The 26,293-nt window shown below is 59.9% G+C and carries 21 protein-coding genes; 8 read left to right on the top strand and 13 right to left on the bottom strand.

Annotation, left to right across the window (positions count from 1 at the left end):
* Positions 1 to 117: 117 nt before the first annotated feature.
* Positions 118 to 2,307, bottom strand: coding sequence for a catalase/peroxidase HPI (gene katG, locus RLCC275e_RS24875; RefSeq protein ID WP_033183482.1), 2,190 nt, complete (start codon positions 2,305 to 2,307; stop codon positions 118 to 120).
* A gap of 143 nt (positions 2,308 to 2,450) precedes the next feature.
* Here katG and RLCC275e_RS24870 point away from each other — a divergent pair, with 143 nt between their 5' ends.
* On the top strand, positions 2,451 to 3,365 hold the full coding sequence (locus RLCC275e_RS24870; protein WP_033183056.1) for a hydrogen peroxide-inducible genes activator: 915 nt from the start codon (positions 2,451 to 2,453) through the stop codon (positions 3,363 to 3,365).
* Positions 3,366 to 3,386: 21 nt separating this feature from the next.
* On the opposite strand, the gene panB is transcribed toward RLCC275e_RS24870, so the two are convergent.
* Together panB and panC are read right to left on the bottom strand one after the other, a co-directional pair.
* Positions 3,387 to 4,208: a 3-methyl-2-oxobutanoate hydroxymethyltransferase gene (gene panB, locus RLCC275e_RS24865; protein WP_033183057.1), complete on the bottom strand. Its 822-nt coding sequence runs from the start codon at positions 4,206 to 4,208 to the stop codon at positions 3,387 to 3,389.
* Complete coding sequence (gene panC / locus RLCC275e_RS24860) at positions 4,205 to 5,116, bottom strand: pantoate--beta-alanine ligase (protein WP_033183058.1); 912 nt, start codon at positions 5,114 to 5,116, stop codon at positions 4,205 to 4,207. The genes panB and panC overlap by 4 nt, the downstream gene beginning before the upstream one ends.
* 437 nt (positions 5,117 to 5,553) lie before the next feature.
* On the opposite strand from panC, the gene RLCC275e_RS24855 reads away from it, so the two are divergent.
* The 5 genes from RLCC275e_RS24855 (at position 5,554) to RLCC275e_RS24835 (ending at position 10,943) form a co-directional block, all read left to right on the top strand.
* Positions 5,554 to 6,804, top strand: a complete 1,251-nt coding sequence (locus RLCC275e_RS24855; RefSeq protein WP_245494088.1) for an HlyD family secretion protein — start codon at positions 5,554 to 5,556, stop codon at positions 6,802 to 6,804.
* Positions 6,797 to 8,326: an MFS transporter gene (locus RLCC275e_RS24850; RefSeq protein ID WP_033183060.1), complete on the top strand. Its 1,530-nt coding sequence runs from the start codon at positions 6,797 to 6,799 to the stop codon at positions 8,324 to 8,326. Before RLCC275e_RS24855 ends, RLCC275e_RS24850 begins: the two co-directional genes overlap by 8 nt.
* A gap of 186 nt (positions 8,327 to 8,512) precedes the next feature.
* Positions 8,513 to 9,472 carry an aldo/keto reductase gene (locus RLCC275e_RS24845; protein WP_033183061.1) on the top strand — a complete coding sequence of 320 codons (960 nt, stop codon included), beginning with the start codon at positions 8,513 to 8,515 and terminating at the stop codon, positions 9,470 to 9,472.
* A 103-nt stretch (positions 9,473 to 9,575) separates the two neighbouring features.
* Entirely contained in the window at positions 9,576 to 10,190 is a 615-nt protein-coding gene (locus tag RLCC275e_RS24840) for a TetR/AcrR family transcriptional regulator (RefSeq protein ID WP_033183062.1), read from the top strand.
* 279 nt (positions 10,191 to 10,469) lie between these two features.
* The gene (locus RLCC275e_RS24835) at positions 10,470 to 10,943 is read left to right on the top strand and encodes a ProQ/FINO family protein (protein ID WP_033183063.1); all 474 of its coding nucleotides are present in this window, start codon (positions 10,470 to 10,472) and stop codon (positions 10,941 to 10,943) included.
* Positions 10,944 to 11,059: 116 nt separating this feature from the next.
* Here the strand turns inward: RLCC275e_RS24835 and RLCC275e_RS24830 are convergent, their stop codons facing one another.
* The 6 genes from RLCC275e_RS24830 to RLCC275e_RS24805 all read right to left on the bottom strand — a co-directional run bounded on the left by RLCC275e_RS24830 (position 11,060) and on the right by RLCC275e_RS24805 (position 17,580).
* Entirely contained in the window at positions 11,060 to 12,121 is a 1,062-nt protein-coding gene (locus RLCC275e_RS24830) for an ABC transporter ATP-binding protein (RefSeq protein WP_033183064.1), read from the bottom strand.
* Between the two features lie 22 nt (positions 12,122 to 12,143).
* Positions 12,144 to 12,998, bottom strand: a complete 855-nt coding sequence (locus RLCC275e_RS24825; protein WP_033183065.1) for a sugar phosphate isomerase/epimerase family protein — start codon at positions 12,996 to 12,998, stop codon at positions 12,144 to 12,146.
* A 64-nt stretch (positions 12,999 to 13,062) separates the two neighbouring features.
* Positions 13,063 to 14,301, bottom strand: a complete 1,239-nt coding sequence (locus RLCC275e_RS24820) for an ROK family transcriptional regulator (protein WP_033183066.1) — start codon at positions 14,299 to 14,301, stop codon at positions 13,063 to 13,065.
* Positions 14,302 to 14,339: 38 nt separating this feature from the next.
* Positions 14,340 to 15,182 (bottom strand): carbohydrate ABC transporter permease, encoded by an 843-nt coding sequence (locus tag RLCC275e_RS24815; protein WP_003562327.1) that lies wholly within the window; start codon positions 15,180 to 15,182, stop codon positions 14,340 to 14,342.
* Positions 15,179 to 16,108 carry a carbohydrate ABC transporter permease gene (locus tag RLCC275e_RS24810; RefSeq protein WP_003562328.1) on the bottom strand — a complete coding sequence of 310 codons (930 nt, stop codon included), beginning with the start codon at positions 16,106 to 16,108 and terminating at the stop codon, positions 15,179 to 15,181. Before RLCC275e_RS24810 ends, RLCC275e_RS24815 begins: the two co-directional genes overlap by 4 nt.
* 173 nt (positions 16,109 to 16,281) lie before the next feature.
* The gene (locus tag RLCC275e_RS24805; protein ID WP_033183067.1) at positions 16,282 to 17,580 is read right to left on the bottom strand and encodes a type 2 periplasmic-binding domain-containing protein; all 1,299 of its coding nucleotides are present in this window, start codon (positions 17,578 to 17,580) and stop codon (positions 16,282 to 16,284) included.
* 362 nt (positions 17,581 to 17,942) lie between these two features.
* Between RLCC275e_RS24805 and RLCC275e_RS24800 the strand changes: the two genes are divergently transcribed.
* Entirely contained in the window at positions 17,943 to 18,989 is a 1,047-nt protein-coding gene (locus RLCC275e_RS24800) for a Gfo/Idh/MocA family protein (RefSeq protein WP_033183068.1), read from the top strand.
* A gap of 30 nt (positions 18,990 to 19,019) precedes the next feature.
* On the opposite strand, the gene RLCC275e_RS24795 is transcribed toward RLCC275e_RS24800, so the two are convergent.
* The gene (locus RLCC275e_RS24795) at positions 19,020 to 20,159 is read right to left on the bottom strand and encodes an ROK family transcriptional regulator (RefSeq protein ID WP_033183069.1); all 1,140 of its coding nucleotides are present in this window, start codon (positions 20,157 to 20,159) and stop codon (positions 19,020 to 19,022) included.
* A 237-nt stretch (positions 20,160 to 20,396) separates the two neighbouring features.
* Here RLCC275e_RS24795 and RLCC275e_RS24790 point away from each other — a divergent pair, with 237 nt between their 5' ends.
* Positions 20,397 to 23,423: an alpha-mannosidase gene (locus RLCC275e_RS24790; RefSeq protein ID WP_033183070.1), complete on the top strand. Its 3,027-nt coding sequence runs from the start codon at positions 20,397 to 20,399 to the stop codon at positions 23,421 to 23,423.
* 156 nt (positions 23,424 to 23,579) lie between these two features.
* Here the strand turns inward: RLCC275e_RS24790 and RLCC275e_RS24785 are convergent, their stop codons facing one another.
* From RLCC275e_RS24785 to RLCC275e_RS24775, 3 genes are read right to left on the bottom strand one after another with little or no spacing between them, the layout of a single operon-like run.
* Positions 23,580 to 24,248 carry a TetR family transcriptional regulator gene (locus tag RLCC275e_RS24785; protein ID WP_033183071.1) on the bottom strand — a complete coding sequence of 223 codons (669 nt, stop codon included), beginning with the start codon at positions 24,246 to 24,248 and terminating at the stop codon, positions 23,580 to 23,582.
* A complete protein-coding gene (locus tag RLCC275e_RS24780; protein ID WP_050516841.1) occupies positions 24,238 to 25,413 on the bottom strand; it encodes an amidase family protein in 1,176 nt (391 codons plus the stop codon). The genes RLCC275e_RS24785 and RLCC275e_RS24780 overlap by 11 nt, the downstream gene beginning before the upstream one ends.
* A gap of 5 nt (positions 25,414 to 25,418) precedes the next feature.
* Entirely contained in the window at positions 25,419 to 26,201 is a 783-nt protein-coding gene (locus RLCC275e_RS24775) for a cysteine hydrolase family protein (RefSeq protein WP_033183072.1), read from the bottom strand.
* Positions 26,202 to 26,293: the final 92 nt, after the last annotated feature.

Raw genomic sequence — 26,293 nt, 5'->3', positions numbered from 1 at the left:
GATCTCTGTGACAACAAGCACAGAAATGAGGGAGAAGAAGCGATGCGGTGGAAGCGCAAGACGATGAAAAAAATGCCCGGGCGCAGCCGAAACTGCGCCCGGGCGAAATACTGTCGATCAGACGAGATCGAAACGATCGGCGTTCATGACCTTGGTCCAGGCCGCGACGAAGTCTCTCACGAACTTCTCCTTGGTATCGGCCTGGCCGTAGACTTCGGCAAAGGCGCGAAGCTGCGAGTGCGAGCCGAAGATCAGGTCGACGCGGGTGCCGGTCCATTTGGCGGCGCCAGTCTTGCGGTCGCGGCCTTCATAGACGCCTTCCTTGCCGGCAAGGGGAACCCACTGCGTGCCCATGTCGAGCAAGTTGACGAAGAAATCGTTCGTCAACGTCTCGGGACGCGAAGTGAAGACGCCTTGCTCGGGGTCGCCTGCCTTCAGCACGCGCAGGCCGCCGACGAGGACGGTCATCTCGGGGCCGGTCAGCGTCAAGAGCTGGGCACGGTCGACGAGTGCTTCTTCCGGCTTCATGAACTGATGGCGCTTGCCGTTCACATAGTTGCGGAAGCCGTCGATGCGCGGCTCGAGTGCTGCGAAGGAATGCGCGTCGGTCTGGGCTTCGGAAGCATCCGTGCGGCCCGGCGTGAAGGGCACGCTGACGGCGTTGCCGCCGGCCGCTGCCGCCTTCTCGACGCCGGCAGCACCAGCGAGAACGATCAAGTCGGCGAGCGAGATCTTCTTGGCCCCGGTCTGGGCAGCATTGAATTCCTTCTGGATGCCTTCGAGAACGCCGAGGACTTTGGCGAGCTGCGTCGGCTGGTTGGCGTCCCAGTCCTTCTGCGGGGCAAGGCGGATGCGCGCGCCGTTGGCACCGCCGCGCTTGTCGGAGCCGCGGAAGGTCGAGGCCGACGCCCAGGCGGTCGAGACGAGTTCCTGCACCGTGAGGCCGGTGGCGAGAACCTTTTCCTTCAGGTCGGCAATGTCCTTGTCGTCGACAAGCGGGTGGTCGACGGCCGGGATCACATCCTGCCAGATCAGGTCTTCGGCCGGAACTTCCGGGCCGAGGTAGCGCACCTTCGGTCCCATGTCGCGGTGGGTCAGCTTGAACCAGGCGCGGGCGAAAGCGTCGGCGAACTGGTCGGGATTTTCGAGGAAGCGGCGCGAGATCTTCTCGTAGACCGGATCGAAACGCAGCGCGAGGTCGCTGGTCAGCATGGTCGGCAGGTGCCTCTTCGAGGCGTCGTAGGCATCCGGAATGGAGGCTTCAGCGTTCTTGGCCTGCCACTGATGCGCGCCACCCGGGCTCTTGGTCAGCTCCCATTCGAAAGCGAACAGGTTTTCGAAAAAGTAGTTGCTCCACTGGGTCGGCGTCTGGGTCCAGGTCACTTCGAGGCCGCTGCCGATGGCATCGCGACCGACGCCGGTGTTGAACTTGCTGGTCCAGCCCAGGCCCTGAGCTTCGAGCTCGCCGCCTTCCGGGTCGACACCGACAAACGACGGATCGCCAGCGCCATGGGTCTTGCCGAAGGTATGCCCGCCGGCGATCAGCGCCACGGTTTCTTCGTCGTTCATCGCCATACGGGCGAAGGTTTCGCGGATGTCGCGGGCGGATGCCAGCGGATCCGGGGTGCCGTTCGGACCTTCCGGGTTGACATAGATAAGGCCCATCTGCACCGCGCCAAGCGGCTCTGCCAGTTCGCGTTCGCCACTGTAGCGTTCGTCACCCAGCCAGGTTCCCTCAGGACCCCAGTAAAGTTCTTCCGGCTCCCAGACGTCGGCGCGGCCGCCGGCGAAACCGAAGGTCTTGAAACCCATGGATTCGAGCGCGACGTTGCCGGTGAGGATCAACAGGTCAGCCCAGGAGATACGGTTGCCGTATTTCTGCTTGATAGGCCACAGCAGGCGGCGGGCCTTGTCGAGGTTCACGTTGTCCGGCCAGCTGTTGAGCGGCGCAAAACGCTGCTGGCCAGCCCCGGCGCCGCCGCGGCCATCGGTGATGCGGTATGTGCCGGCGCTGTGCCAGGCCATGCGGATGAACAGGCCGCCATAGTGACCGAAATCGGCCGGCCACCAATCCTGCGAATCCGTCATCAACGCGTGAAGATCCTTCTTCAGGCCGTCGAGATCGAGCTTCTTGAACTCCTCGGCATAGTCGAAGGCTTGGCCGAGCGGGTCGGCGCGGCCGGAATTCTGGTGAAGAATCTGCACGTTCAACTGGTCCGGCCACCAGTCGCGGTTGGATCGGCTGCTGCGAGGCGTATTGCCGTGTGGCACAGGACATTTGCCTGCGCTGTCAGTGGGGTTGTCCATGATCGTCTCCTTCATTGCTTGATCTGTCTGCGCGTAAAAAAGATGAGCCGAGCTGGCGCCCCACTCTCCCCTTGCAGTCTTCATATCGGATGCATGTAATAAATTTAAGTTGGATTTACTGATCGTTGCGATAAGCTGAACTTATGAAGAATCTTACCCTGAAACAGCTACGTTATTTTGAAGCACTGGCTAGAGATGGCCGCTTCCGACGTGCCGCCGACGCCTGTGCGATCTCCCAGCCGGCATTATCAATGCAGATCAAAGAACTTGAGCAAGAGTTGGGCGGTGAGCTTTTTGAGCGCAACGCGCGTGAGGTGAAGCTGACCGCTTTCGGCCAAAGCGTCGCACTCAGGATCCGCGATATCCTGCGTGGCGTGGACGAGCTGGCGGATCTGGCGCGTGCCGCGCGCGATCCTTTCCTGACGCGGCTGCGCATCGGCATCATCCCGACGATTGCGCCCTATCTGTTGCCAGCGATCATCAACGATCTGAACAGGAGCTTTGCCGGCATCCAGATCGAGGTGCGCGAGACGCAGACGTCAAAGCTGGTTCACGAGTTGGCGCAAGGCCAGCTGGACACGGCAATCGTTGCCTTGCCGGTGTCCGAGCCCTCGCTGACCGAGCTCGAGCTCTTCAAGGAAGAATTCGTGCTGGTCCGGCGGCCCGAAGACGAGGGCAAGCCGGTGCCCGAACGCGAGGCGCTGCGCGAAATGCGGTTGCTGCTGCTTGAGGAAGGCCATTGCTTTCGCGATCAGGCCTTGTCGTTCTGCAAGATAGGGCCGGCCCGCCCCCGGGAAGTCATGGAAGGCAGCTCTCTCTCCACCCTGGTTCAGATGGTCAGCGCCGGGATAGGCATCACCTTGATCCCGGAGATGGCTGTTCCCCTCGAAACGCGCTCGGCGCATGTTTCGATCTCGCGCTTCCAGTCTCCGCAGCCGTCGCGAACGATCGGGATGATCTGGCGCCATTCGACGCCCATGGCCAAACAGCTCGTGCAGGTTTCCGAGGCGGTCCGCCGGTCGGCCGACAGCATGCGCGAAAAGTATATCGCGCGGTGATGGACCTGACATCGCCTCGCCTCAAGATCGCCGCTTGAACGTATGCTCCGCTGCCGGAAACTGTCGCGATCGGACCTCTTCGGCGTAAGCGGCGGCGGCGGCCGAAATCCTCTTGCCGAGTTCGTCGTAGCGCTTGACGAAACGCGGGGTGAAATCGTTGAAGAGCCCCAGAATGTCGTCGGAAACCAGAACCTGACCGTCGCAGGCGGAAGAAGCGCCGATACCGATGGTCGGGACGTGCATGGCGGCCGTCACCTCCCGGGCGAGCGGCTCCACCGTGCCCTCGATGACGACGGCAAAGGCTCCCGAGCCGCCGATGGCATGGGCGTCACGGCGGATCTTCGACGTCTCGTGTTCGGTATGGCCGACGGAACGATACCCGCCTGCGGTTTGAACCTGCTGCGGCATCAGGCCGATATGCCCCATGACCGGGATCCCCCGCTTGGTCAGAAAGGCGATGGTCTCGGCCATCTCCTCGCCGCCCTCCAGCTTGACGGCATCGCAGCCAGTTTCCTGCAGGATGCGCACAGCGTTGCGGAAGGCGATCTCCTTCGATTCCTGATAACTGCCGAACGGCATGTCGACGACGACGCAGGCCTTGCCGACGCCGCGCATCACCGCCTTGCCGTGCGCGATCATCATGTCGAGCGTCACGCCGATAGTGGACTCCATGCCGTAGAGCACCATGCCGAGCGAATCCCCGACCAGCAGGAGGTCGCAATGCTCATCGAGCAGCCGCGCCATAGGTGTCGTATAAGCAGTCAGGCAGACAATCGGCTTGCCGCCTTTCATAGCTGAGATGCGCACTGGTGTAAGGCGCTTCTGAATTCCGGCCGCGCTCATCGGGTCACTCCCTTTCCCGGCAAGCTCCGCCCGCCGACAACCCTGTTGTTCCCGATCACTCGGTTGTCACTGACGACCCTATTGTCGAGAAGCCGTGTCGAGCCGACCCGAACGAACAGCGCCACGACGACAGGATCTGCGATCGACGTGACCAGCTGCAGCGTCGAGGCATCCCTGACAGCGACGACCTCGGGCTTTGCCAGAGGTTCGCGATTGAGAAATGCCGTGAGCTTTGCCTCGAGTTCCACCGGATCGGTCAAGCCCTCGGCGACCAGGCGCTCGGCCTCGTCAAGGGTCTGTGGGACGATCACCGCGGCACGCCGCTCCGCCTCGCTGAGATAGACGTTGCGCGACGACAATGCGAGGCCGTCGCTATCCCTGACCGTCGGCACCGATATCACGCGCACCGGCAAGGCCAGATCGTCCACCATGCGCTTGATGATGACGACCTGCTGGTAATCCTTCTCTCCGAAATAGGAGGTCTGCGGCTGCACGATATTGAAAAGCTTGCAGACGACAGTGGCGACGCCGGCAAAATGCCCCGGCCGCACCGCTCCTTCGAGTTCGCGCCCGAGATCCGGAACGTCGACGACAGCAAGCATCGGGCGGGGATACATGTCCTCGACGCCAGGTGAAAAAAGGAAATTGACGCCGGCTTGCCTTAGCATGGCGGCGTCGCGTTCCAGATCGCGTGGATATTTGCTGAGATCTTCCGCCGGGCCGAATTGCAGCGGATTGACGAAAATCGAGACGACGACGATGTCGTTCTCGGCGCGAGCGCGCGAGACCAGCTCCATATGACCGGCATGGAGATAGCCCATCGTCGGAACAAGGCCGACGGTCCGCCCCTGCCGCTTCAGCGCATCGAGCGTATGGCGCAGCTCGTCAATGCTCGAGAAAACCCGCATATATCCTCCCTGGGCCGGTCACTCCATCTTGGGCGCGGATAAGAAGTGTAATCGATGCGGCGGGTCAATGCATATTTCTCGATAAAAACGATTAGATGCATCGGCGGCTGGCCTTTTTGCGGAATAGAAAGAGGCTGCACTCCAGCACGACACCTAAGTACAATTTCCGCTCCGCTCTCGCGAGGCTAGCGTCCCAATGGGCACTCATTGAGGATGAATCCGGTTTCCCCCCGCGCCAGATCGAGTGACACGATCGCATTTTCTCATTTAACACCGGCCCGAAACGGGTTGACCGTTCACGGGACTTGATAAAACGATACGTCTCGTTTATATGAAATCAGGTTTCTCGCTCTGAGTGATACGCGGTCCCAACGAACGGAATGGCGATGGGGCACTCAACTATCAGATCGAGTCACCTGTGGACCGTTAGCGGCCGGATGGCTCGGCAGCTGTCGGCGGAGAAAGCCGGGTTGTTAAAAAACGGACCGAGGGTCCTGCGAACGGATGAAAAGATGTCGTGGTTGCGAAAGAAGAAGGAAATGGACGAAAGATCTGGAACCAATGTCACTGCCCTGGTGGCCGCGCCTCAGGAAAAGGTTGTCGCGCCTGGACACTCCTCTGCGCCGCCAGTCGTGGCATCTGCGGCGTCACTCATTGTCCCGGTATCCGCAATCGTCATAGCCGTTGCAGCCGTCGTTGCGGCCGGGGCAAATTGGGATTGGTGGGTTGCAAGACGTGCGGTGCAGTCCACCGAGGACGCTGCAGTTTACGCGGACATATCCTCCATCAGCGCTCGCGTCAGCGGCACCATCGACTTGGTGTCGATCGATGACTATTCCCATGTAAAGGCTGGCGACCTCCTGTTCTCGATTGATCCCAGGCCGTACGAAGTTGCGCTCCGCGCCTCGAAGGCAAAGCTGGATGCAGCTCAGGCGCAGCTTGGGGATAACGACACCCAGCGCTCGTTCCAGCTTACCCAGATCGATGTCGCACTTGCACAGCGGGAGGCCGCGAAAGCGGATGAGATCCAGGCGAGCAAGGAACTGGAACGACAGACACGTCTTGGTATCGACGGCAGGGCAAGCTCGATCCAGACCCTCGAAAAGGCCACTGCGGCGCACGAGCGTGCATTGGCGAGTTCGAAGACGGCGCGAGCCACAGTCGTTGCCCAACAAGTCAAGCTTGACGTGCTGTCGAAGCAGCGTGAGGTCCTTAAGGCCAACGTCGACACTGCTGCTGCGGATGTTGCCGCGCGTGAACTCGAATTGGGCTACGCAAATGTGCGCGCACCCGTCGATGGCGTGGTCGCCAGACGAAACGCGCAGCGTGGAAACTATGTCAGCGCCGGCACAAGCCTGATCTCAATCGTTCCGCTTCCTCAGGTGTACATCCTTGCGAACTATAAGGAAAACCAATTGGGACTGGTCAGGGAAGGACAAGCGGTCGACATATCGGTCGATCTGTTGCCTGGGGCAAAGCTGCATGGAACGGTTTCGAGAATTTCGCCCGCAAGCGGATCGACATTCGCGCTGCTGCCATCCGACAACGCGACCGGCAACTTCACGAAGGTCGCTCAACGCCTGACGGTTCGGATCGAACTCGACCCAAACCAGCCGAACTTTGACCGCCTTCGCCCTGGCATGTCGGTTATAACCCATATCTCCACAAAGGCCGACCATCATGCCTAGGATGAATCATCCGAACGACCTGCCACGCCAGGGATTCGTCGCGGTCGCTTTGCTCATGGCGTCCATATTAACTGCCTTTGACATACGTGCTGTAAGCATTGGGTTGCCGGACCTGCGAGGCGCTTTTGGCTTGACCTTTGACGAGGGGGCGTGGCTTGGCACCTTCGCCACCGCTCCACAGATTCTGGCTGCTCCGAGCGTCGGATGGTTGATCGCGGTCTTTGGGGTTAAAAGAGTAATGATCGCGCCGACCATCTTCTACTCCGCAATATCCTTTCTCATACCATTCTCCAGCAACTTCGAAATGCTGGCCGCACTGCACGCCTTAAGAGCGGTTTTGCTCGGCCAGTTCGTCGGCGCGACGCTCATGACGGCTTTTCGGAACATCGACCGAAAATTCTGGATTTTCGTACTGGCATTTTACGTTTTGAGAATCCCATTCGCGCAAAATCTCGGCCTGTATACGGCCGGAAGCTATACGCAGACCATAGGATGGCAATGGCTGTACTGGCAGGGCGCACTCGTCGGGCCCCTGATTGGCATCCTCTTCTGGTACGGCGGCAAGCCGACGCCGGTCGACCGTATGCTCCTCAATCGAGCCGACTGGGGCGGAATGGCTATCTTTGGCGTGGCTCTGACGACGCTCTACTTTGCTTTGGACCAAGGCAATCGATTGGACTGGTTTCGGTCCGGCCTCGTCATCTCGCTCCTTCTCGCCACAGCGTTTCTCGCGTGCATCTTCCTGTGGCACGAGGCTCGCGTGCAGTATCCCTGGGCACACATCTCGATCCTGTTCGCAAGAAACATCGCACTGGGCTTCGCCGCTATTGGCTGCTTTATGACAGCGAGTCTCGGGAGTTCCTTGTTGGAGCCGAGCTTCCTGATCGCGGTGGCACATTTGCGACCGGAACAAATCGGTGACTTCGCCGCACCTTATGCAATTCTCCTTCTGGCCGGCGCAACTGTCACTGCAGTCGCCCTTGTCCAGACTCTCAAGCAGCGAGCCGCGTTGATGATCGGCTTCATCTGCTTCGCTCTATCGGCGTGGCTTGGCACGCAGTTGACCAGCTTATGGTCGCTACCGGAGTTCCGACTGATCGTCATCCTTCAGACGTTCGGTGAAGAAATCGTATTTCTGGCCGCGGTCGCGACGTTGTTCAGCAACGTAAATCCAGCGAGGGCAATATCGCTCACCGCATATGTACAGGTCATGCGATTGATCTGCTCGGAAACTGTCACGACGACGATGAACACCTGGATACGGCAGCGGGAACAACTCCACTCCTATCTTATCGGCTTGCATGTTACGGGCGCGACGCCCGGGTGGAATACCACATTGACGCAACTCGGTTCGGGTTCGGCGGCGCGGGGTGTCGGCGTGCTGGCGAGCGTGGTGCAAAGGGAGGCGAACGCCGAGGCCTACATTGATGGTTTTTGGATCACCTTTGCGGCCGCGATTGCGGGGCTGGTTGTCGTCTCGCTTATGGCACCATCCCCCTCTCATCCGCTGACGACACGATAAATGATCCCACCGCGCCGCCGTATTGGGATCGCGATTGTCCGTGCATCAGGGGGAAGTGTCGTGGACGACCCGTCGGTTGCTTTCTTCATGAAGAAGGCGGCGCGTGTGCAGCCGTCGCTCGGCATTTAGGCGCCAGGAAGCGTTCGCTCTTAAATATGCCATCCAATCTAAATCTAGGGACTTAACATGGAAGTCACTCATATGCTCCGCTACAAAAGAATTCCCCTCTCCGACGGCGCGACCTCGATTCCGGCATTGGGTTTCGGTACGCTGATTCCCGATCCTGCCACCACCAAACGTGCCGTTGCCGCAGCGCTTGAAGCTGGGTTCCGGCATCTCGATTGCGCGGAACGATATGGCAATGAAGACGCAGTCGGAGAGGCGATGCGCGACGCCTTCGCCGCGGGCACGGTCCGGCGCGAAGATGTATTTGTCACGACCAAGCTCTGGAATACCAATCACCGTCCGGAGCGGGTGCTTGCTGCATTTCAGGCGAGCCTTCGACGTCTTCAGGTCGATTATGTCGACTGTTATCTCATCCACACCCCTTTCGCATTTCAACCCGGCGACGAGAATGATCCAAGGGACGAACACGGCGAGGTCATTTACGATTCAGGAGTGAGTCTAATCGACACTTGGCGCGCGCTTGAGGCGCTTGTGGACAGTGGCAGGTGCAGGTCCATCGGCCTGTCGGATGTTACGCTGGAAAAGTTGAAGGACGTTGTCGCGGTTGCGCGGATCAAGCCGGCCGTGGTGCAAGTGGAGTCGCATCCGTACCTGCCGGAATGGGAGTTGCTTGAATTTTGCCGAGAGCACGGGATCGTCCTGCTGGCCTTTGCGGCTCTCGGGCATGGCATGGAGCCCAATCTGCTCGAAGATCCGGTCATTAAGGCAATAGCTCATCGCGTCAACAAGACGCCGGCGCAGGTTGCGCTGGCCTGGGCAGCGCAGCGTGGCACTGCCTTCCTCACCACCTCGGTCACACCCAGCCGGATCAAGGAGAATTTTGACCTTTCCGAATTGCCGGAAGACGCGATGCAGCAGATCCGAGATGGCATAAAGACGAACATTCGCTTCAACGGCGTCATCGAGACTGGAGTCCCGGGTTTCATTCCTCGGGCCGGTCCAACTCAAGGCAGTCGGTGAGTGGGAGTTTTGGGAGATTTCCGAAGCGCTCCTGAGGCGTCCGCCATGGGTTCTGCCCCATTGCCTGTTGATCGGTGACATCGAATTGGGCTACGCCTGAACGATGATCACGACCCCAAATGCTGTCTCGGCGAGAAAACGAACCTCCATCGGATCGCGTCGCAATCCGGAGGCGGAGGCCGCAGTACTGGCAGCCGCGAGGGAACTCATCTCGGAGAAAGGCTACGCGGGATTTTCCGTCGAAGAAGTCGCGCGAAGAGCTGGAGCGGGAAAGACGACAATCTACAGATGGTACCCCACGAAGGCAGATCTCTTTATCGCGATCTACACGATGGAACGATCGACTTTTGTGACGGTGCCCGACGTCGGGAACCTGGTCGAAGAGCTGGTGCAGTACACGACGAGTCTCTGGCGTTTCTGGTCCTCCCACCCGGCCGGAGCTGCGTTGAAGGGATTAATCGCGGAGGCACAAGGCACCGAAGAAGCGTTGGGAGCACTGCGCGACAAGTTCCTTCCGGACCGTACCGCCGACCTGAGGCATATATTGACCAGTGGCGCGGCCCGCGGCGAAATACGCCTCGAGGAGGTCGATGACAAGGTCTCGCTTTGGGTGGGGTTTAGCTGGTTTAAACTATTGATCGGCGAACTTCATGACGAAGACGCGATTGCGCGTGTCATGATGCAGATCGCGGGTGCCCCACGACACGTTCAGTCCTGAGCGTCATGCCACTGCCAGCCTTGTCCCGCCTAGTTGAGATGCATGGCCGCGAACCCCGTGAAATTGTCCGTTTTTCCAAATCAAGGATTTGATCCCAACAGAGATTGGTTTCCTGCATTCGATTCCTCGCGAAGAATCGTTTTGAATTGAATTCCTATAGGCTCTGATGTCGCATCCCACAGGCTTGCAGTGGAACCGACGATGTGCGACTTCCGTTGCTCGCCCTGTCCGTCAAGATACCATCACAGTCGGTCGCTATGGACGTTACATGGAGGACGCATGGACAAGCCCTGGAAGATCAGCCGCGGACCGATTGCGGCAACCGAGGTCGACGTGGAGAAGGCAAACGCGATCAACACGTTGTTGATCCGGCCGGTTGGCGTCCTTCCTGCCAAGGCGGGAGATCCGGTCCTTCCGTTTGCCGTCGGCCTTTTCAACGAACTCCGCCCGCTCCTCAAGCCCGATGCCGGCGTCACAACGCTCAGGCGGGCGACCGCGGCCTATGTCCACGGCCGGCGCTACTACTTCGCCAGCGCCCAGCCCGATTCCATGCGCCATGACCTTGACGGTGAACCCGTCGAACCACTGTCGCCCGAAGACCGGCTGGTCGCGCAAAAACGCTTCCTGAGCCTCAAGCAAACCACCGGCAAAGCCGACGTGCCAGAGCCGACAGCGCCGGTTCCCGCTCCGGTGTTGAGCAAAAGCGAACAGATCCGCGCAGCCCTTCTCGGCAAAAGGAACGCCGCCAGCTAGAGCTGGCTGACGGCTTTCTCGTAGCAGTGTTCTATAGCGTTTCCATTCGAGGCCGGGGGCGCGGAAAACGCGCCCCCGGTCGAAGCCCGGCCGAAGGGGAGGGGCAATCGGCCGGGTCAGTTCAACGGGGCTTCGCCTGATGTGATCCGCTGCTCGTCTCCGGCAAACAGATGAACCGCATCGTGGATTGGCGCGATCCTCAGCACCTCGCCGGGGGCTGCCCTGATCCGGTCCCTGAAAACGCAAGTGAGCGTCTGCGTTCCCAGCCGGGCGATGAGCAGCGTTTCCGAACCCGTGGGCTCGACGACCACCGTTGTTACATCGATGCCGGCCGGGTCCAATCGGAGATGCTCGGGACGAATGCCGTAGGTCACGGCTTCAGGCGGACGGCGCTCGCTCGGCAGGAGCAGGCCATCGGCGGTTCGAAACCCGTCTTCCGTCATATTGCCGCTGATGAAATTCATCGCCGGGGAGCCGATGAAGCCGGCGACGAAAAGGTTGTTCGGCCGATCGTACAATTCCAGCGGAGAGCCCGACTGCTCAATCAGGCCGTCCTTCATGACGACAATCTTATCGGCCATGGTCATGGCTTCGATCTGGTCGTGGGTGACATAGATGGTGGTTGTCTGCAGCCGTTGATGCAGTTCCTTGATCTCCGAGCGCATTTGCACCCTGAGCTTGGCATCGAGGTTCGACAGAGGCTCATCGAAAAGAAAGACGGCCGGGTCTCGCACGATTGCCCGCCCCATCGCCACGCGCTGTCTCTGGCCGCCCGACAGTTGCTTCGGATATCTCTCCAGGAGACTTTCGAGTCCGAGGATCTTCGCGGCGTTGCCGACCCGCTGATCGATCTCCGTCCGCGGCATTCGTTTCAGCCGCAGCGAAAAGCCCATGTTCTTCGCAACGGTCATATGCGGGTAGAGCGCATAATTCTGGAACACCATGGCGATGTCCCGGTCCTTGGGCGCAAGCTCGTTGACGATATGCTTGCCGATCTGGATCTGCCCCGAGGTGATGCCCTCAAGGCCGGCAATCATCCTCAAAAGCGTGGATTTGCCGCAGCCCGAGGGGCCGACCAGAACGACGAACTCGCCGTCACCGATGTCGACCGAGACGCCTTTGATGGCTTTGAACGCGCCGTAATCCTTGCGCGCATTGTTGACCGAAACATGGGCCATAACAGTCCTCCCGAAATCGCTATCAAAGTCCGCTCAGGACATTTCTCAAATAATCGAGGCCGAGGCGCTCGCCCTGTTTGCGCGCGGCCAAGTCCTTGCCCGGCCAGCCATAGGCGGCATCCTCATGTTCGATCGACAGCGTGCCGTCGAAGCCAGCCCCGCGGGCCTGGCGCAGGAAACGCGGCCAGTCGATCACGCCGAGCCCCGGCAGCTTGTATTGCCACCAGCCCTTGCTGTGATAGCCGACAGCCTGCAAGCTCTCCGGATCGATTGCCGTGTCCTTGGCGTGAAGGATGGAGATGCGATCCTTCACCGCCTCCATCGCCTGATAGGGATCGACGCCGATGCGAATGAGGTGCGAGGGATCGAATTCCAGCCCGAAGCGGGGATCCCTGATTCTCTGAAAAAGCTCCTGCCAGCCTCTTGGCGTCGTTCCGATGAAATTGTCCTTCGGACCCGGCCAGTTCTCGATTGCAAAGGTCAGGCCGTATGACTGCGTCTCAGCGATCAGGCCGTTGGCGAAATCGGCGAAGTCATCATAGTTGGCTTCGTCGCTTGCAGTGTCGTCCCGGCCGGGGAAGATCACAAAGATTGGCACACCCGCTTCACCGATCGCGCCGGCAAAGTCGGCGGTCTTCGCCCGAAGCGCCCCACGCTTTGCGCGGTCAGCATCGAGCTGATTGCCGAAATAGGTGATTGACGACACGAAGAGGTTGCGGCTGCGTGCGAGCGCGACGGCGGCCTCCACCTGATCGGGCGTCTTGATATGGCCGCCGACATCGATCTCGATTGCGTCGAAACCTGCCGATGCGGCGAAATCCACCACTTCCTCCAGGGGGCGATCGTTGAATGTCGAGGTGTAAAAGCCGATCCTCACCAAAATCCTCCCATCTTCACCAAAATCCGTTCTTCACCAAAATCCGTGGGCCTTGCCGGCCGTTTCAACTGTTCAGGCGGTCCATGTTCTTGAGTGGCGAACGTGTGCGTTGAGCAGCGTCCGCCGATGCGAGCATGAGGGCTGCGGCCATCGGCATGGCCGCCGCCCCCATGGCCGAGGCATCCTCTCCGAGCGAGGCGCGATGAAGCGAGGGAAGGCTGGTGTCCTCGGCATCGAGATGCTCGTGCACATAGCGCAGCAATTCATCGACAATGCGGATCGGCAGTCTGCCGCCGACGAGGACGGCGTCGGGGTCGACGATCATGCCGATATGCTTGACGGCGACTGCCAGATGCGCGCTCATTTCCTTCAGCCACTGCGACACCAGGCGCCTGCCATGCGCATCCAACGTCAAGAGATCGTGCGGAACACTCACCTCGACGCCGTGCTGCGCGAGGAAATCATAGAGGAAGAACAGCGAGAATATCTCGCCGAGAAGCTGGACCTTATGGGCCTTCCCGTCCCCGCCGTCGGCGATCGGAAGCCAGCCAATTTCTCCGCTGAGGCCCATGGCGCCACGATGACCGTTGCCGTCGAGCACGAGGCCGCCACCCGGGCATGGATTGATGGCGATGTAGAAAAAGCTGCTGCTTTCAGCACCCAGTCCGTAATCGAGTTCGGCCAGGGCTGCGGCATTCGCTTCGTTCTCGATGAAGACAGGATGCTGCGTCAGGTTTTCCAGTGCGGCGCGCACGTCGAATGCCGTCCATTCCTGATAAGCCTCGGGCTTGCCGAGGAGCGAAATCTCTCCAAGCCAATCCGGCATCGCCAGACCGATGCCGGCGAGGCGCGCGTCGTCGATGAGCCGGCTGCGCTGGAAATGCGAAATAGCATCGGCCGTGAGCTGCAGGAATTCCGCCGGCAGGATGAAGCGTTTCTCGTGATGCACGCGGGCGCGGACATTGCCGACGGCATCGACGGCCAGGATCGTCAGATGGTCGCGATCGATATTGATGCCGATGGCAAAGCAGGCATCCGGATTGATTTCGAGTTCGATTGCCGGCTGGCCTCTCAACCCATGCCGCCGGCGGGCTTCCATGATCAGGCCCTCATCCAGCAGGCGATCGACGATCCGGGCGATTGCCGGTTTGGTAAAACCCGTCCGCCTGGCAATTTCAGCGCGCGAAATCGGCGCTTGGCGATGAATGCAGCGCAGGACGACAGCCCTGTTATGCTCGCCTGCATCTTCGACATTGGCGCCGGTCAGATCCGGGGACAGTCTGGCGCCGAGTGCCTGGTTCATGCTCGAAATCCTTCCTTGCACATAGCCTGAACCGCTGGTCATCCCTTGACCGCGCCGCTGGTCATCGCACCGAGGATCAGCCGCTGGAGCGACAGGAAGGCGACGATCGCCGGAACGACCGCGATCAGGCAGGCGGCGGCAAGCAACTGGATGGACGAGTCGGTTTGCATCCCGCGGAAGTTAAAGATCCCGACGCCGATCGGCATCAGATCATTTTTCGTGAGCAACAGAAAAGGCACCAGAAATTGCGACCAGCCTGCAATCACCGTGATGATGAAGACCGAGGCTATGCCCGGCGCCGATAATGGCAGAACGATGCGCCAGAAGACGGAAAACCTGTTGCAGCCGTCGATCATGGCCGCTTCGTCGAGGCTGCGCGGGATGCCGTCGACCGTGCTCTTCAACAGCCAGGTCGCCAGCGGAACGCCCAGCGCGATGTAGACCATAACGACGGCAAAATGCGTATCCAGCAGGCCGAGACGGTTCATGTAGCGATAGAGCGGCACCATGATGACAAGCGGCGAGATCATCTGGAAGAGAAGCAGCCCCATCATCGACAGGCCCTTGCCCCGGAATTGAAATCGGGAAAAGGCGTAAGCCGCTGGCAGTGCGACGATCAGGACGCCCAGTCCGCTAAGGGCGGCAAGTTTGAGCCCGTTCCAGAGATAGATCGGAAAGTAGCTGTTGTTGAGAACGGTGATGAAGTTGTCGATGGTGGGATTGTTTGGAATATATCGCGCCGCGCCGCGATAGATCTCGCGCTTGTCACGCATCGCCATCGACAGGAGATAGGTGAGGGGGCCGGCGAAGAACACGAACATTATCAGCATGAACAGATAGCTCATGGCATCGCCGAGCCGCGTTCCGGTCCGTCCGCTCATTGCTCTTCCTCCTTCGGCAGGAACGACGCATAGACGAAGGCGAGCCCGAGGCTGATGATCAGCATGAGCACGGAGAGCACGCTGCCGCCGGACAGGTCGTAGTTTCTAAAGACGATATTGAAGACGTAGAGCGAGATAACCTCGGTCGCACGCCCAGGACCGCCGCCCGTCAGCGTGATGATTGCATCGAAGGTATTCACCGTCTGGATCGTAATCAGGATCATGTTGACGAGGATTGCCGCACGCAACTGCGGAAGCGTGACGAAGAAAAACTGCTGCGATGCCGTCGCGCCGTCGACCTCAGCCGCTTCATAGAGCGAGGGATCGATCGACTTCAGCGCCGCATACATGACGACCATCGAAAATGCGGTGCCGCGCCATATGTTGGAGATGAGGGTGGACCACGGCGCAATAGCAGGGTCCGAGAGCCAGGCGACAACAGGCATGTGCATCAGCCTGAGAATGCTGTTCAGCGCGCCATAAGGCGCTTCGGAAAAGAGCATCTGCCAGATGATGCCGCCGGCAATTCCGGGGACGACCCAAGCAACCAGCGCCGTCGTCCTGAGGATGGTGGTGCCGAACAGGCCGCGCTTTTCGCCGCGGATGACCACGACAGCCACCGCAATACCTAAAATCTGCTGACCGATGACGCTGCCGCCGACAAAGATCAGGGTCGCCCATAAAATGTCGGGCAACTGCGGCGAGCTCAACGCATTGGTGATCGACCCCAGCGTATAATCCTGATTGTCGCCGATCAGCGTCGCATTGGTGAATGAAAGCCTGAATACATCGATGACGGGATAAAGATAGAAGATGCCGATGACGACGATCACGGGCATGATCCAGGGCAGGGGCGCACCGGCGAAACGGCGCATGAACGATCTGCTTTGAGGCGGGCTGTCAACCTCGATGGCGATGGGGCTCATTAGCTTCTCTGTCCGGGGTTTCGCTGGCGCATCGGCCCGAAAATCGGAATCGATTTTCGGAAAGCACGATGCGCAGATTCAAAGTCTTACAGCGTCCTTTGCGCGTCTGAAAAGACGTGCGGCGCTGTAGGTCGACGGCGCCTGGCGGGCAGGCGCCGTCGCGCTCAAAAGCACTAGAGTCGCTTGTAAGCCTCCAGCGCCGCGTTGTAGGCGGCATTCAAGGCGTCTTCCGGCTTTTTGGTGCCTGAGAGCACGTCGCCCATCATGATCTGGATCTGGTTGGAGATTTCGGGATAGATCGGCACACCCGGGCGTGCCTGTCCGTCGACCAGAGCCTTGGCGAAGGTCTTGTTGGCTTCGGTGGAGAAGACCTCATATTTGTCGAACAGCGATTTCCTGGTCGGCAACTGCTGCTGCAGCGCGTTTGCCGGCCCCATATAAACCTCGCGGGCGAGGTTGGCGCACATCTCGACCTTATCCTTGTCCTTGCTGAAGGAGGCGATCGTCCAACCGCCGGTGCCGGTCGAACGCTGATCGGCGCTGGGGCCGGGGATCGGCGAGAAGGTCCAGTTGTTGAACTCGTCCTCGTCGAGCGTGGCCTTCAACTGCGCATATTGCCAGTTGCCGCCGATGAAGAGAGCCGTCGTCGCCGCTGCGGCCGCAGCATTCAAATCGTCATAATTCGCGATCGTGCTGACGCGCTTGGGCGCGGCACCCGAATCGACGAGATCCTTGAAATAATTCAGGGCCTTCAGGAATTTCTCCTTGTTCTCGCCTTCGCCGAATACCGGCTTGCCTGAATCATCGACGAGCTTGCCGCCCAGCGCCCAATAATTCGCGAGCCAGTCGAACGTCGTCCCTTCCCAGCGCCCGCCATTGAAGAGGACACCTTCCATGCCCTCCTTGGTAGAGGCGAGCGCGGCCTTTTTCAGGTCGTCCCATGTCTGAGGCGCATCGGCAACGATCGACTTGTTGCGGTAGAGCACACGAAGATCGGTATCCCACCACCAGGCGCGGACCGTCTGGTCCTTATCCGTGATGCCACTGCGGATGAAGGGGAAAAGGTCATCCACTTCCTCCTTCGAAAAATACGGCGTGAAGTCCGCAAGCACGTGATTGACCATGAATTGCGAAAGCACGAAGGAGTCGACAGCGGCGCAGTCAGGCGCGTTGCCGGCCTTGGCCTGCTCCAGCATCTTGGCCTGTTCGGTGCCGATGTCCGAGGACATGAATTGCATCTGCAATTTCCAGTCCGGATGCTTCTTGATGAAATCGACGAAGAGCTTCTGATAGCCCTCGGCGATCGCCGGATCCGAATTGTTGGGACTGTCGTTCGTCAAACGGACGACGAGGGATTTGGGCGCATCGGCAAGGCCGATCCTGTCCTTCGTGGCAAGTTCCTGGGCAAATGAAGTAGATGCTGAAAATAACATGGTGCTCAGCGCAAATGCGCTGACGGTGGCGCTCTTCATGATGGGTCTCCTCCCCATTTTGAACGGATACAGCCTGGCGGTCGGTTGACCTCTCCTCATTTCCGTGCTGCATTAATTAGATTAAGTTACTTTGATTTGATGTCAAGCCACAGCTTGGAAGGCCAGACCTGGGAGGTTAGATGCTGGCGACAATCAACAGCAGCTAGTGCACAGTTCCGGAAAATCGAGATCGATTTCCGGAAAAGGATCTGCGCCATGAATGTGATGGAGCGTCCCGCGCGGCGCACCCACCGCAATTTTCCTGAAGAAGAGCACGAGGCAATCGCGGATGGCCGCGATGGAGTGAGTGCGGTTTGCCCTGGCTAAACTACGGCGGGGGAGTTAATTCTATGGAGGATAAGATGCGTTTACTCATTCTCGGTACCGGCGGCATGGCCAACCAGCATGCCGCCAACTTCAAGGCGATTGAAGGCGTCAGCGTCGTGGGCGGCGTCGATGTCGTCCCGGAAAGGCTCGCGGCCTTTTGCACCGAACATGGCATCGCCAACCATTTCACGACCCTTGAGGAAGCTCTCGCCTGGGGCGAATTCGACGCTGTCGCAAATGTCACGCCGGACCGCATTCACCACCCGACGACGCTACAGGCGATCGCAGCCGGCAAGCACGTCTTCTGCGAAAAACCGCTCGCCACCGATGCGATCAAGGCCATGGAGATGACCGAGGCCATCGAGCGATCGGGCAAGGTCGGCATGGTCAATTTCACCTATCGCAATTCGCCCGCCCTCCAGAAGGGCCGGCAGATGGTTCTCGCCGGCGAAATCGGGCAAGTGCGCCATGTCGAGGCGTCGCATCTGCAAAGCTGGCTGGTCGGTCGTCATTGGGGCGACTGGAAGAGCGAAAGCAAATGGCTGTGGCGGCTGAGCAAGAAGCATGGATCCAACGGCGCGCTCGGCGATATCGGCATCCACATCGTCGATTTCGCATCATACGGTTCAGGGCTTGACGTTGCTCATGTCTTCGCGCGGCTGAAAACCTTCGACAAGGCGCCGGGCCACAAGATCGGCGAATATGATCTTGATGCGAATGACAGCTTTACGATGAATGTCGATTTCACCGGCGGGGCGATCGGGACGATCCAGGCGACGCGCACGGCGGCCGGACAGATGGATCAGCTGCGCCTCAGGGTCTATGGCGAAACCGGCTCGATCGAGATGATCTACGATACCGGAAAATCGACGCTTCGCGCCTGTCTTGGCGAAGACGTGCACACGGCGACCTGGCGTGACGTCAGCTTCGATCCGGTCGAGACGAACTACCAGCGTTTCGTCCAGGCCGTGCGGGCGGGAAAGACGCAGGAACCATCATTCCGGCGGGCGGCCAATATCCAGAAAGTCCTGGACAAGGCGCTGGCCTCCGATCTCAGCCACGCCGATGAAGCGCTCGGCTGAGTTGGCCAAGCGCGCAGCGCGTTTGGGCCATCACGCCGAAGCTGGCGGCAGCAGCAAGGTGTTGAGGAAGGGCAGGAGGGCGGCACCGAGCGCAACGCCGCCGCCGCTGAAGCTCGCGGGTTTCATCGGTGAGATCCAGGGCGTCAGCAACGGTCTCGTCGAGGTATCGCGCCGCTCGATGGAAAGCTGATGGATCAGCGCTTCGATCACGCCCTGCGGCAGATCGCTGCCGATCATGACGACGCTCGGAGCGAGGAATCCAGCCATGGCGATGATCGGGTCGAGCAGATGGCCTGCAGCTTCCCGTATCCATTGCGACAGTGATGACGAGGGGAATTCTTCCCCTTGCAGCAGGCGGGTGAAGTCCTGGTCGCCGATCCGCGATCGCAGGGATTCGAAACCGACGACGGTATTGAGCTGGACATTGTCGGGGCCTGTCAGCATTTCGCCGATGCTGCCTGCCCGGCCATGCACGCCAGAATAGGGAATACCGCGAATCAGAAAACCGGCCTGGACGTCGTCGTCGATGATGATCATCGCAAGTCCGCCTTCCCTGCCGGAGCTGCCGATCGTGCGCTCGGCGAGAAGGCTCGCCGTACACTCGTTCTCGACATAAGGACGCGCGATCGTCGACATCGCGGCGATCTGATCGCTTTGCTCCTCCGTCCAGTCGTTGGCGGCGATGCCAAGGCCGATGATCGGCAAGGCAGCGTGGCGATCAACCATATTCCTGACAGTCGCATGCGCCACGCCGACCCTGTCTGCGGGGTCCACGCTGAAATAGACCCGGTCATGGACCTGGCCGCTGAGATCGATGAGCACGGCCTCGCCGCGCCTTTGGCGAAGCTTGACGCCGATCGAGAAAGCGCCTTCCGGGCGCAAGGCAAACTCGGTGGCGCTCGCACCGCCACTGAGCCCGTTGCGGCGGTTGGAGCTGACAAGCTTCTCTTCGGCCAGTCGGCGAAGAATATTAGTAATCCCCGGGCCGGTCAGGCCGCAATGCCGGCCAAGCTCCATCCGCGTCAGCGGGCCGTGGCGGCGGATGGCTTCCAGGATGACGCGAATGTTCCGGTCGGCGATTTCACCGGACCGCAGGCCGACTGTTTTGGCACGCGGAGCGCCTGTGTCCTGGGTTTGAAGCCGACGCGGCCCTGATCGAAGATACCGCATAGTCGCCGTCCTTAGAGCTATACGACGCTTTTGTATCACGCCATCGTCTGCCGCAATGAATTTCTTACGGACTTGACGCCAAATCAAAGTTACTTAATCTAAGAGCATCGGGACTGTTGGAGGAGCGGGACCGGGCAAGTCGCGATGTCGGTCGCGCCATCTCCCCCAAAACCATGACCACGGCTCCAGAAGCTTGACGACAAAATTGTCAGCCGTCGATTTTAAACAGGATAAGCCATGCCTCTGACCATTGCCCAGCGCCTTGATCGTTTGAAAGTTCGCATTGCCGAGTTGGCTCATTGGCGGGATAGACAAAGTGCTCCGATCGACGGCTGGACTTTCGAGGGCGAGCCGATCGCACATCAGCAGGATTGGCCGCACCGCCAGGGGGTGGTGCATTTTGCCGCGACCGCTGAAGCGCCGGAGGCGTGGCCTCTGGCAGATATTCGCCTGCAACTCGATCTTGGTGGCGAGAGCCTGATTACTCTCAGCTACCCCGACGACGAAACCGAAACATTCGGTCTCGATCCCTATCATCAGGAATTCCCTCTGAAGGGCCGGCGTTTCTCGATCGCGACGGAAACCGTCGCCCGCTTTCCATTCGGCGAACCCAATCGCGCTCCGCGGCTCAACAAGGCCCGGTTTATCTGGCTCGATGGTCCAGCTCACCGCCTGCATCTTCTGTTGAAGCAGGTTGCCGAGGCAATCGATGTGCTGGGCGAGCATGAAGTCGTGCCGCGTCTGATGGATGCCGCCGAGCATGCGTTGCGCAGCCTCGACTGGCCATCGGATACGGCCGCCTATATCTCCCGCACATCCGGCGCTGTCATGCAGCAGAAGATCTGGGAACTGCCGGAGCTTGAGACAAATCCGGCGGGCCTCACGGACGAACAAAGCGGCTCGGCAGCCACGGCCTTCGAGGCTCTGACGGCGAGGTTGAGGGAGTTGCAGAAGCGCTTCCCGCCGAATGGAGAACTGCTGCTGACGGGCCATGCGCATATCGATCTGGCCTGGCTTTGGCCTTATCGCGAGACGCGGCGGAAAATGCGGCGCACCTTCAACACGGCCCTGTCGCTGATGGAGCGCTCCGAGGATTTCCGCTTCAATCAATCGACCGCCCATTATTACGCGCAGATGGAAGAGGAAGACCCGGAGCTTCTCGAGCGCATCAAGAACAAGGTCGCGGACGGAAAGTGGGAAACCGTCGGCGGCATGTGGGTAGAGCCCGACACGAATATGCCGACCGGCGAAAGCCTCGCCCGTCAGGTTCTCTATGGCCAGCGTTATTTCGAAAAGACCTTCGGCACCCGCCATACAGTCTGCTGGCTGCCGGATTGCTTCGGCTTTTCAGGCGCGCTGCCGCAAATCCTGAGACAGGGCGGCATCGACAGCTTCTTCACGATCAAGGTCAACTGGAGCGAGACCAACCATATTCCCTCCGATCTCTTCTGGTGGAAGGGCCTCGACGGCAGCCGGGTGCTGACCCATACGTTCGACAATCCGATGCAGGGCTATAACGGCTTCGTGCAACCCGATTGCTACGTGCCGACATGGAAGAATTTCCGCGGCAAGACGCAGCACGATACCTCGCTTCTGGCCGTCGGTTATGGCGACGGCGGCGGCGGCGTCACCCCAGAGATGGTTGAGCGCGAAGTGCAGCTACGCGATTTCCCGGCTATCCCGCAGGCACGCTGGGGCACCGTCAAAAGCTATTACGAGCAGGCGCACCGCACCGCGGGGGAAAAGAACCTTCCGGTGTGGGATGGCGAAATCTATCTGGAACTGCACCGCGCCACGCTGACGTCGCAAAGCGGCGTCAAGCGCAAGCATCGCCAGGCCGAACGGGCGCTGATCACCGCCGAAACCATCGCTTCGCTGGCCCATATGCTCGGAGCAGACAGTCCGAGAAGCCTCGAAGCGGATTGGCGCGTCGTGCTGAAGAACGAATTCCACGACATTCTGCCGGGCTCGAGCATCCGCGAAGTCTATCAAGATGCAGAGCAGGAACTGGACGGCGTCATCGAACATGCCAAGGCCGAACAGGCGGCGGGATTGCAAGCGCTGTCGGCCAAGCTGCCGAAGGGCGGGGTCGGCGATGCCCTCGTCGTCGTCAATCCGTCTCTTGCGGCCAGACCGCTCAGCGCAACGCTCTCCGACGGCACGGTCATTGCGGCCGCCGATCTCGTTGCCCCCTTATCCGTCGCGGTCTTCGACAAGGGCTCGCTCAGGCCGGCACGCGGGCTGACGGCAGGCCCCGACCGTCTCGAAAACGACCACCTCTCGGTCTCCATCGGCAAGGACGGGGCGGTTTCGAGCCTCCTTCACAAGGCCACGGGCAGGGAAGCGGTTGACGGCTCGGCAAACCAGCTCTGGGTCTATCCTGCCGACAAGCCGCGCAACTGGGACGCCTGGGACATCGATGCGGATTATGCCGAAAAGGCCGTCCGCCTCGATGCGCCTGACAGTATCACCCTCGTTGAAGACGGACCGCACCGCGCGGCGATCCGCGTCGTTTACCGCTACCGGAATTCGAGCGTCACGCAGACCTATGTGCTGACCGCCAACGCCAGGCGGCTCGACATCGAAACGAAGATCGACTGGCATGACCGCCGCACGCTTCTACGCACCTTGAACCCCGTCGCTGCGCAGGCCCGCAAGGCGACGTTCGAATGCGCCTTCGGCATCGTCGAGCGGGCAACGCACACGAATACGTCCTGGGAGCAGGCGATGTTCGAGGCCGTCGCGCACCGCTTCGTCGATATCAGCGAGCCGGACTTCGGTGTCGCGCTGCTCAACAATGCCAAATACGGTCATAGCGCCCGCGGCAATGTGATCGGCATGAGCCTCGTGCGCGGGCCGATCTATCCGGATCCGCTGGCCGATGAAGGGGAGCAGAGCTTCACCTATGCGTTGATGCCGCATGAAGGCACCTGGCATGAAGGCGGCGTTCTCGACGAGGCGATCGATCTCAATCAACCGCTTGTCGCGGCTGAGGCCAGCGGCCTCTCCACCGGCACTTTTGCGCCGCTTACGGTCACCGGTATCCCCGTTGCATTTTCTGGCCTTAAGCCGGCAGAAGAAGGCGATGGTCTCATCCTGCGCCTCTACGAACCAGCTGGTCGGCGCGGCAAGCTCTCCCTCGGTCTACCTTCCGGATGGGCAGCATCGCAGCCGCTGAACATTCTCGAAGAGCCGATGGAGCGCAAGGGACCTGCCGACATCATGCCGTTCGAAATCCGGACCTGGAAGCTGGAAACTGCCTGACGCTATGTCACGCAGACCAAATCCTTTTTGACTTTGAATGCCGCGGAATGATCGGCGGCATTCAAAGAATGAAACCAGGGTGCAATCACTAGACGGATTCCGCCGGTAGCGTTGCGACCTTCCAGAGCATCGCCTAGGCGGGTTGGCCGCGGGACATTATTTCGGGATGTCCAGCGGCTTGAGGAAGGCTTTGACCATTTCGATGGTGAAGGCGAGATGCGCCTTGCGCCAGTCTTTTTTTGTCAGATCCTGATCGAAAATGAACGACAGCGTGTGTGCATTCGACAAGTGAAACTGACATAATGCCACCATCGTCACGTAATAATGAAGCGGATCGACGTCAGTGCGAACCGATCCGTCCTGCGCGCCGCGCGCGAGAAAATCCGCGATTAATTTGAGCACCGGCGACGACATTTCCCGAACGCGCTGCGATGTCTTCAAGTGCTTGGCTTTTTCGACGTTTTCATTCCTCAGAAGCTGCACTAAACGCAGATCCGAATCGAAATGCTGGTGGATATGCTCAAAGAGCGCGATCAACCCCTCCAACGGGTGGAGATGATCCACATCGATTTTCAGTTCCTGCTGGCGCAGGTTGAAGAGCGCCTCTTCCAGGACCACCACATAGAGACCAGATTTGCCGCCGAAATGATGATAGAGCATGCGGGGGTTTGCGCCGGACGTCGAAAGTATGCGCTCGGTGCGCGCGCCGGCGAAGCCATGTTGCGAGAACTCCTCGCGCGCGGCTTTCAGGATTTTCGCACGCGTGTCGGGCACGGCGCGCATCTTCCTGGCCGGTGCTGTCACCGCTTTCATGTCAGCGCCCATCGTTGCTTTTCTCCCGATCGATTCCTAGCGCAAAATTGAGGATGGCGCGATCCGAACCGCATCCGCCCATCACTGACAAAGGACTCCTTCCGCACTGGAGTTGTGGTGCCCCCAAATGACCGGCAAGCGCGGTGAGTGCAAGTGTCGAAGCGTAAAAGCGGCCGATCTCTTCGCTAGGTGCGTCGATCCGCAGGTGCGGCACGGATGTCACCGGCAGTAGGGCCACAGTACCGGGCGGCAGCCGTTCTCGCAGCCAACCCGCAAAGCTTCGGCGCACCGCTGCTGCCGTCTCATAATCGGCATAGCTGATGGCCGATGCCGAGGCAAAACGCTCACCAATATCCATCGCGAAACGGGGCTTTAGCGCGTCCAGCCGGGATCCAAGGCTGCGGGCAATCTCATAACCCTGGACGGTCGAATAGGCCCACTGCAATTGCGCGGACGGCCAATGCTCGAACACCCGCATCGGTGCCGCATTTGCAAACTGTCGTGCGGCGTCCCGAAAGGCGTGCGCATCCGCCGGATCCAGCATGTCCAACGTATCTTCAACAATCGAAATCGTTAGGCAATCCACATGCTGCGCAGGCGGCAAGAGCACGTCACCGACGCGAGCGAGGGTCTGTGCGTCGCGGGCGAACCAACCAATAGTGTCGTAACTCGGTGCAAAAGGAAGAACGCCATCAAGCGGCACTGCATAGTGGCTCGGTCGCATGCCCCAAATACCACTGAAGGCAGCCGGAACGCGAACCGATCCGCCGGTATCGGTACCGAGTGCAAAATCCACCAGTCGCGCTCCGACCGCAGCGGCTGATCCGCTGGACGATCCTCCCGGCAGCCAATCCGGATTTTGAGGATTGCGCGGTATGCCATAGTGAATGTTGCGTCCTTCCAGGCTGAAGGCCAATTCGTCAGTCACTGTTTTGCCCAGAAACGTGGCGCCGTTGGCAAGCAATCTGGTTACCACGGGCGCATGCGCCGCGGCAGGAGTCGCAGCCGCGCGCCAGTCGGGATTGCCGCCGCCAGTGCGCCGACCGGCAATATCGATCAGGTCCTTGACCGCGAAAGTAAGACCCGCAAGCGAGCCTTGCGCCGTTGCATCCAGACGAAAGATTTCTCCGGGCACGAAGGCTCCGGCAGTATCGACAATATGCTCGTCGTCCATCATCACACTTATGGCAAGGTCTTGAGGACGGCGTCCGAATTGCAGACGAAGCCGAAGCATTTCTTGACGTTCCAGATCGTCGCCTCGGTACAGAAGTCCGGCGAACTGGTGGCACAGCAATCGGCTAGCATGATGCAGCCATAGCCAAGGAAATTGGCATCGGTCAGCGTATGAAGCACGCATTGGTCGGTGTTGCAGCCGGCAAACAGGATGGTGCGCGTGCCGAGATTGCGCAGGATGGAATCCAGCGGCGTGTCCCAGAAACCGCTGATCCTGTACTTGTCGACCCGAACGTCAGCGGGCTGCGGCTTGAGCTCATCGACCACCTCGGCCGCCCAGGAATCCTTCTCCAGGACGTGCGCGCCGTTGGACGGCAGCGGATCGCCGAGCCCGATGCCCTCGCCACTGTTCTTGTAGAGATGAAGCTGGTTCGGCGGCATGTTGAGGAGGTCCGGTCTATTTCCCCAGTTTACCCAGATGACAGGTACCTCAGCTTGGCGGAGTTGCGGAAGGAGTTTCTGCAAAGGCGCGATCGCCGCGCGATCCGCCTCATAGTTGCCGCCGATATGATCCACCCAACCATCCTTGGCACAAAAATCGTTCTGCATATCGATAACCACAATTGCTGTGCGAGCGAGGTCGATCGTCACGCCTTGCGGTTCGGCATCGATTGTCACGACCCTTGGCAAAATGGCGGGCAACGTCATATCGACATTGGTCGGCGTTGCCCGCCAGGCGGTGTTACGGCCCTTTCCGAGGATGCCGCCACTCGTCGTATCTAAGCCCGCCATTTCCCATTCTCCTGCTGCTCTCGAACCAATTGCAGTCGTCGATGCAAGCGTCATGCCATAGCGGGAAAGCCCGGTCTGCCGCAGAAAATGGC

The organism is Rhizobium brockwellii (genome assembly GCF_000769405.2).
Classification (GTDB): domain Bacteria; phylum Pseudomonadota; class Alphaproteobacteria; order Rhizobiales; family Rhizobiaceae; genus Rhizobium; species Rhizobium brockwellii.
Note: the sequence above shows the minus strand (reverse complement) of the source record. Positions and strands in the feature narration are given on the sequence as shown.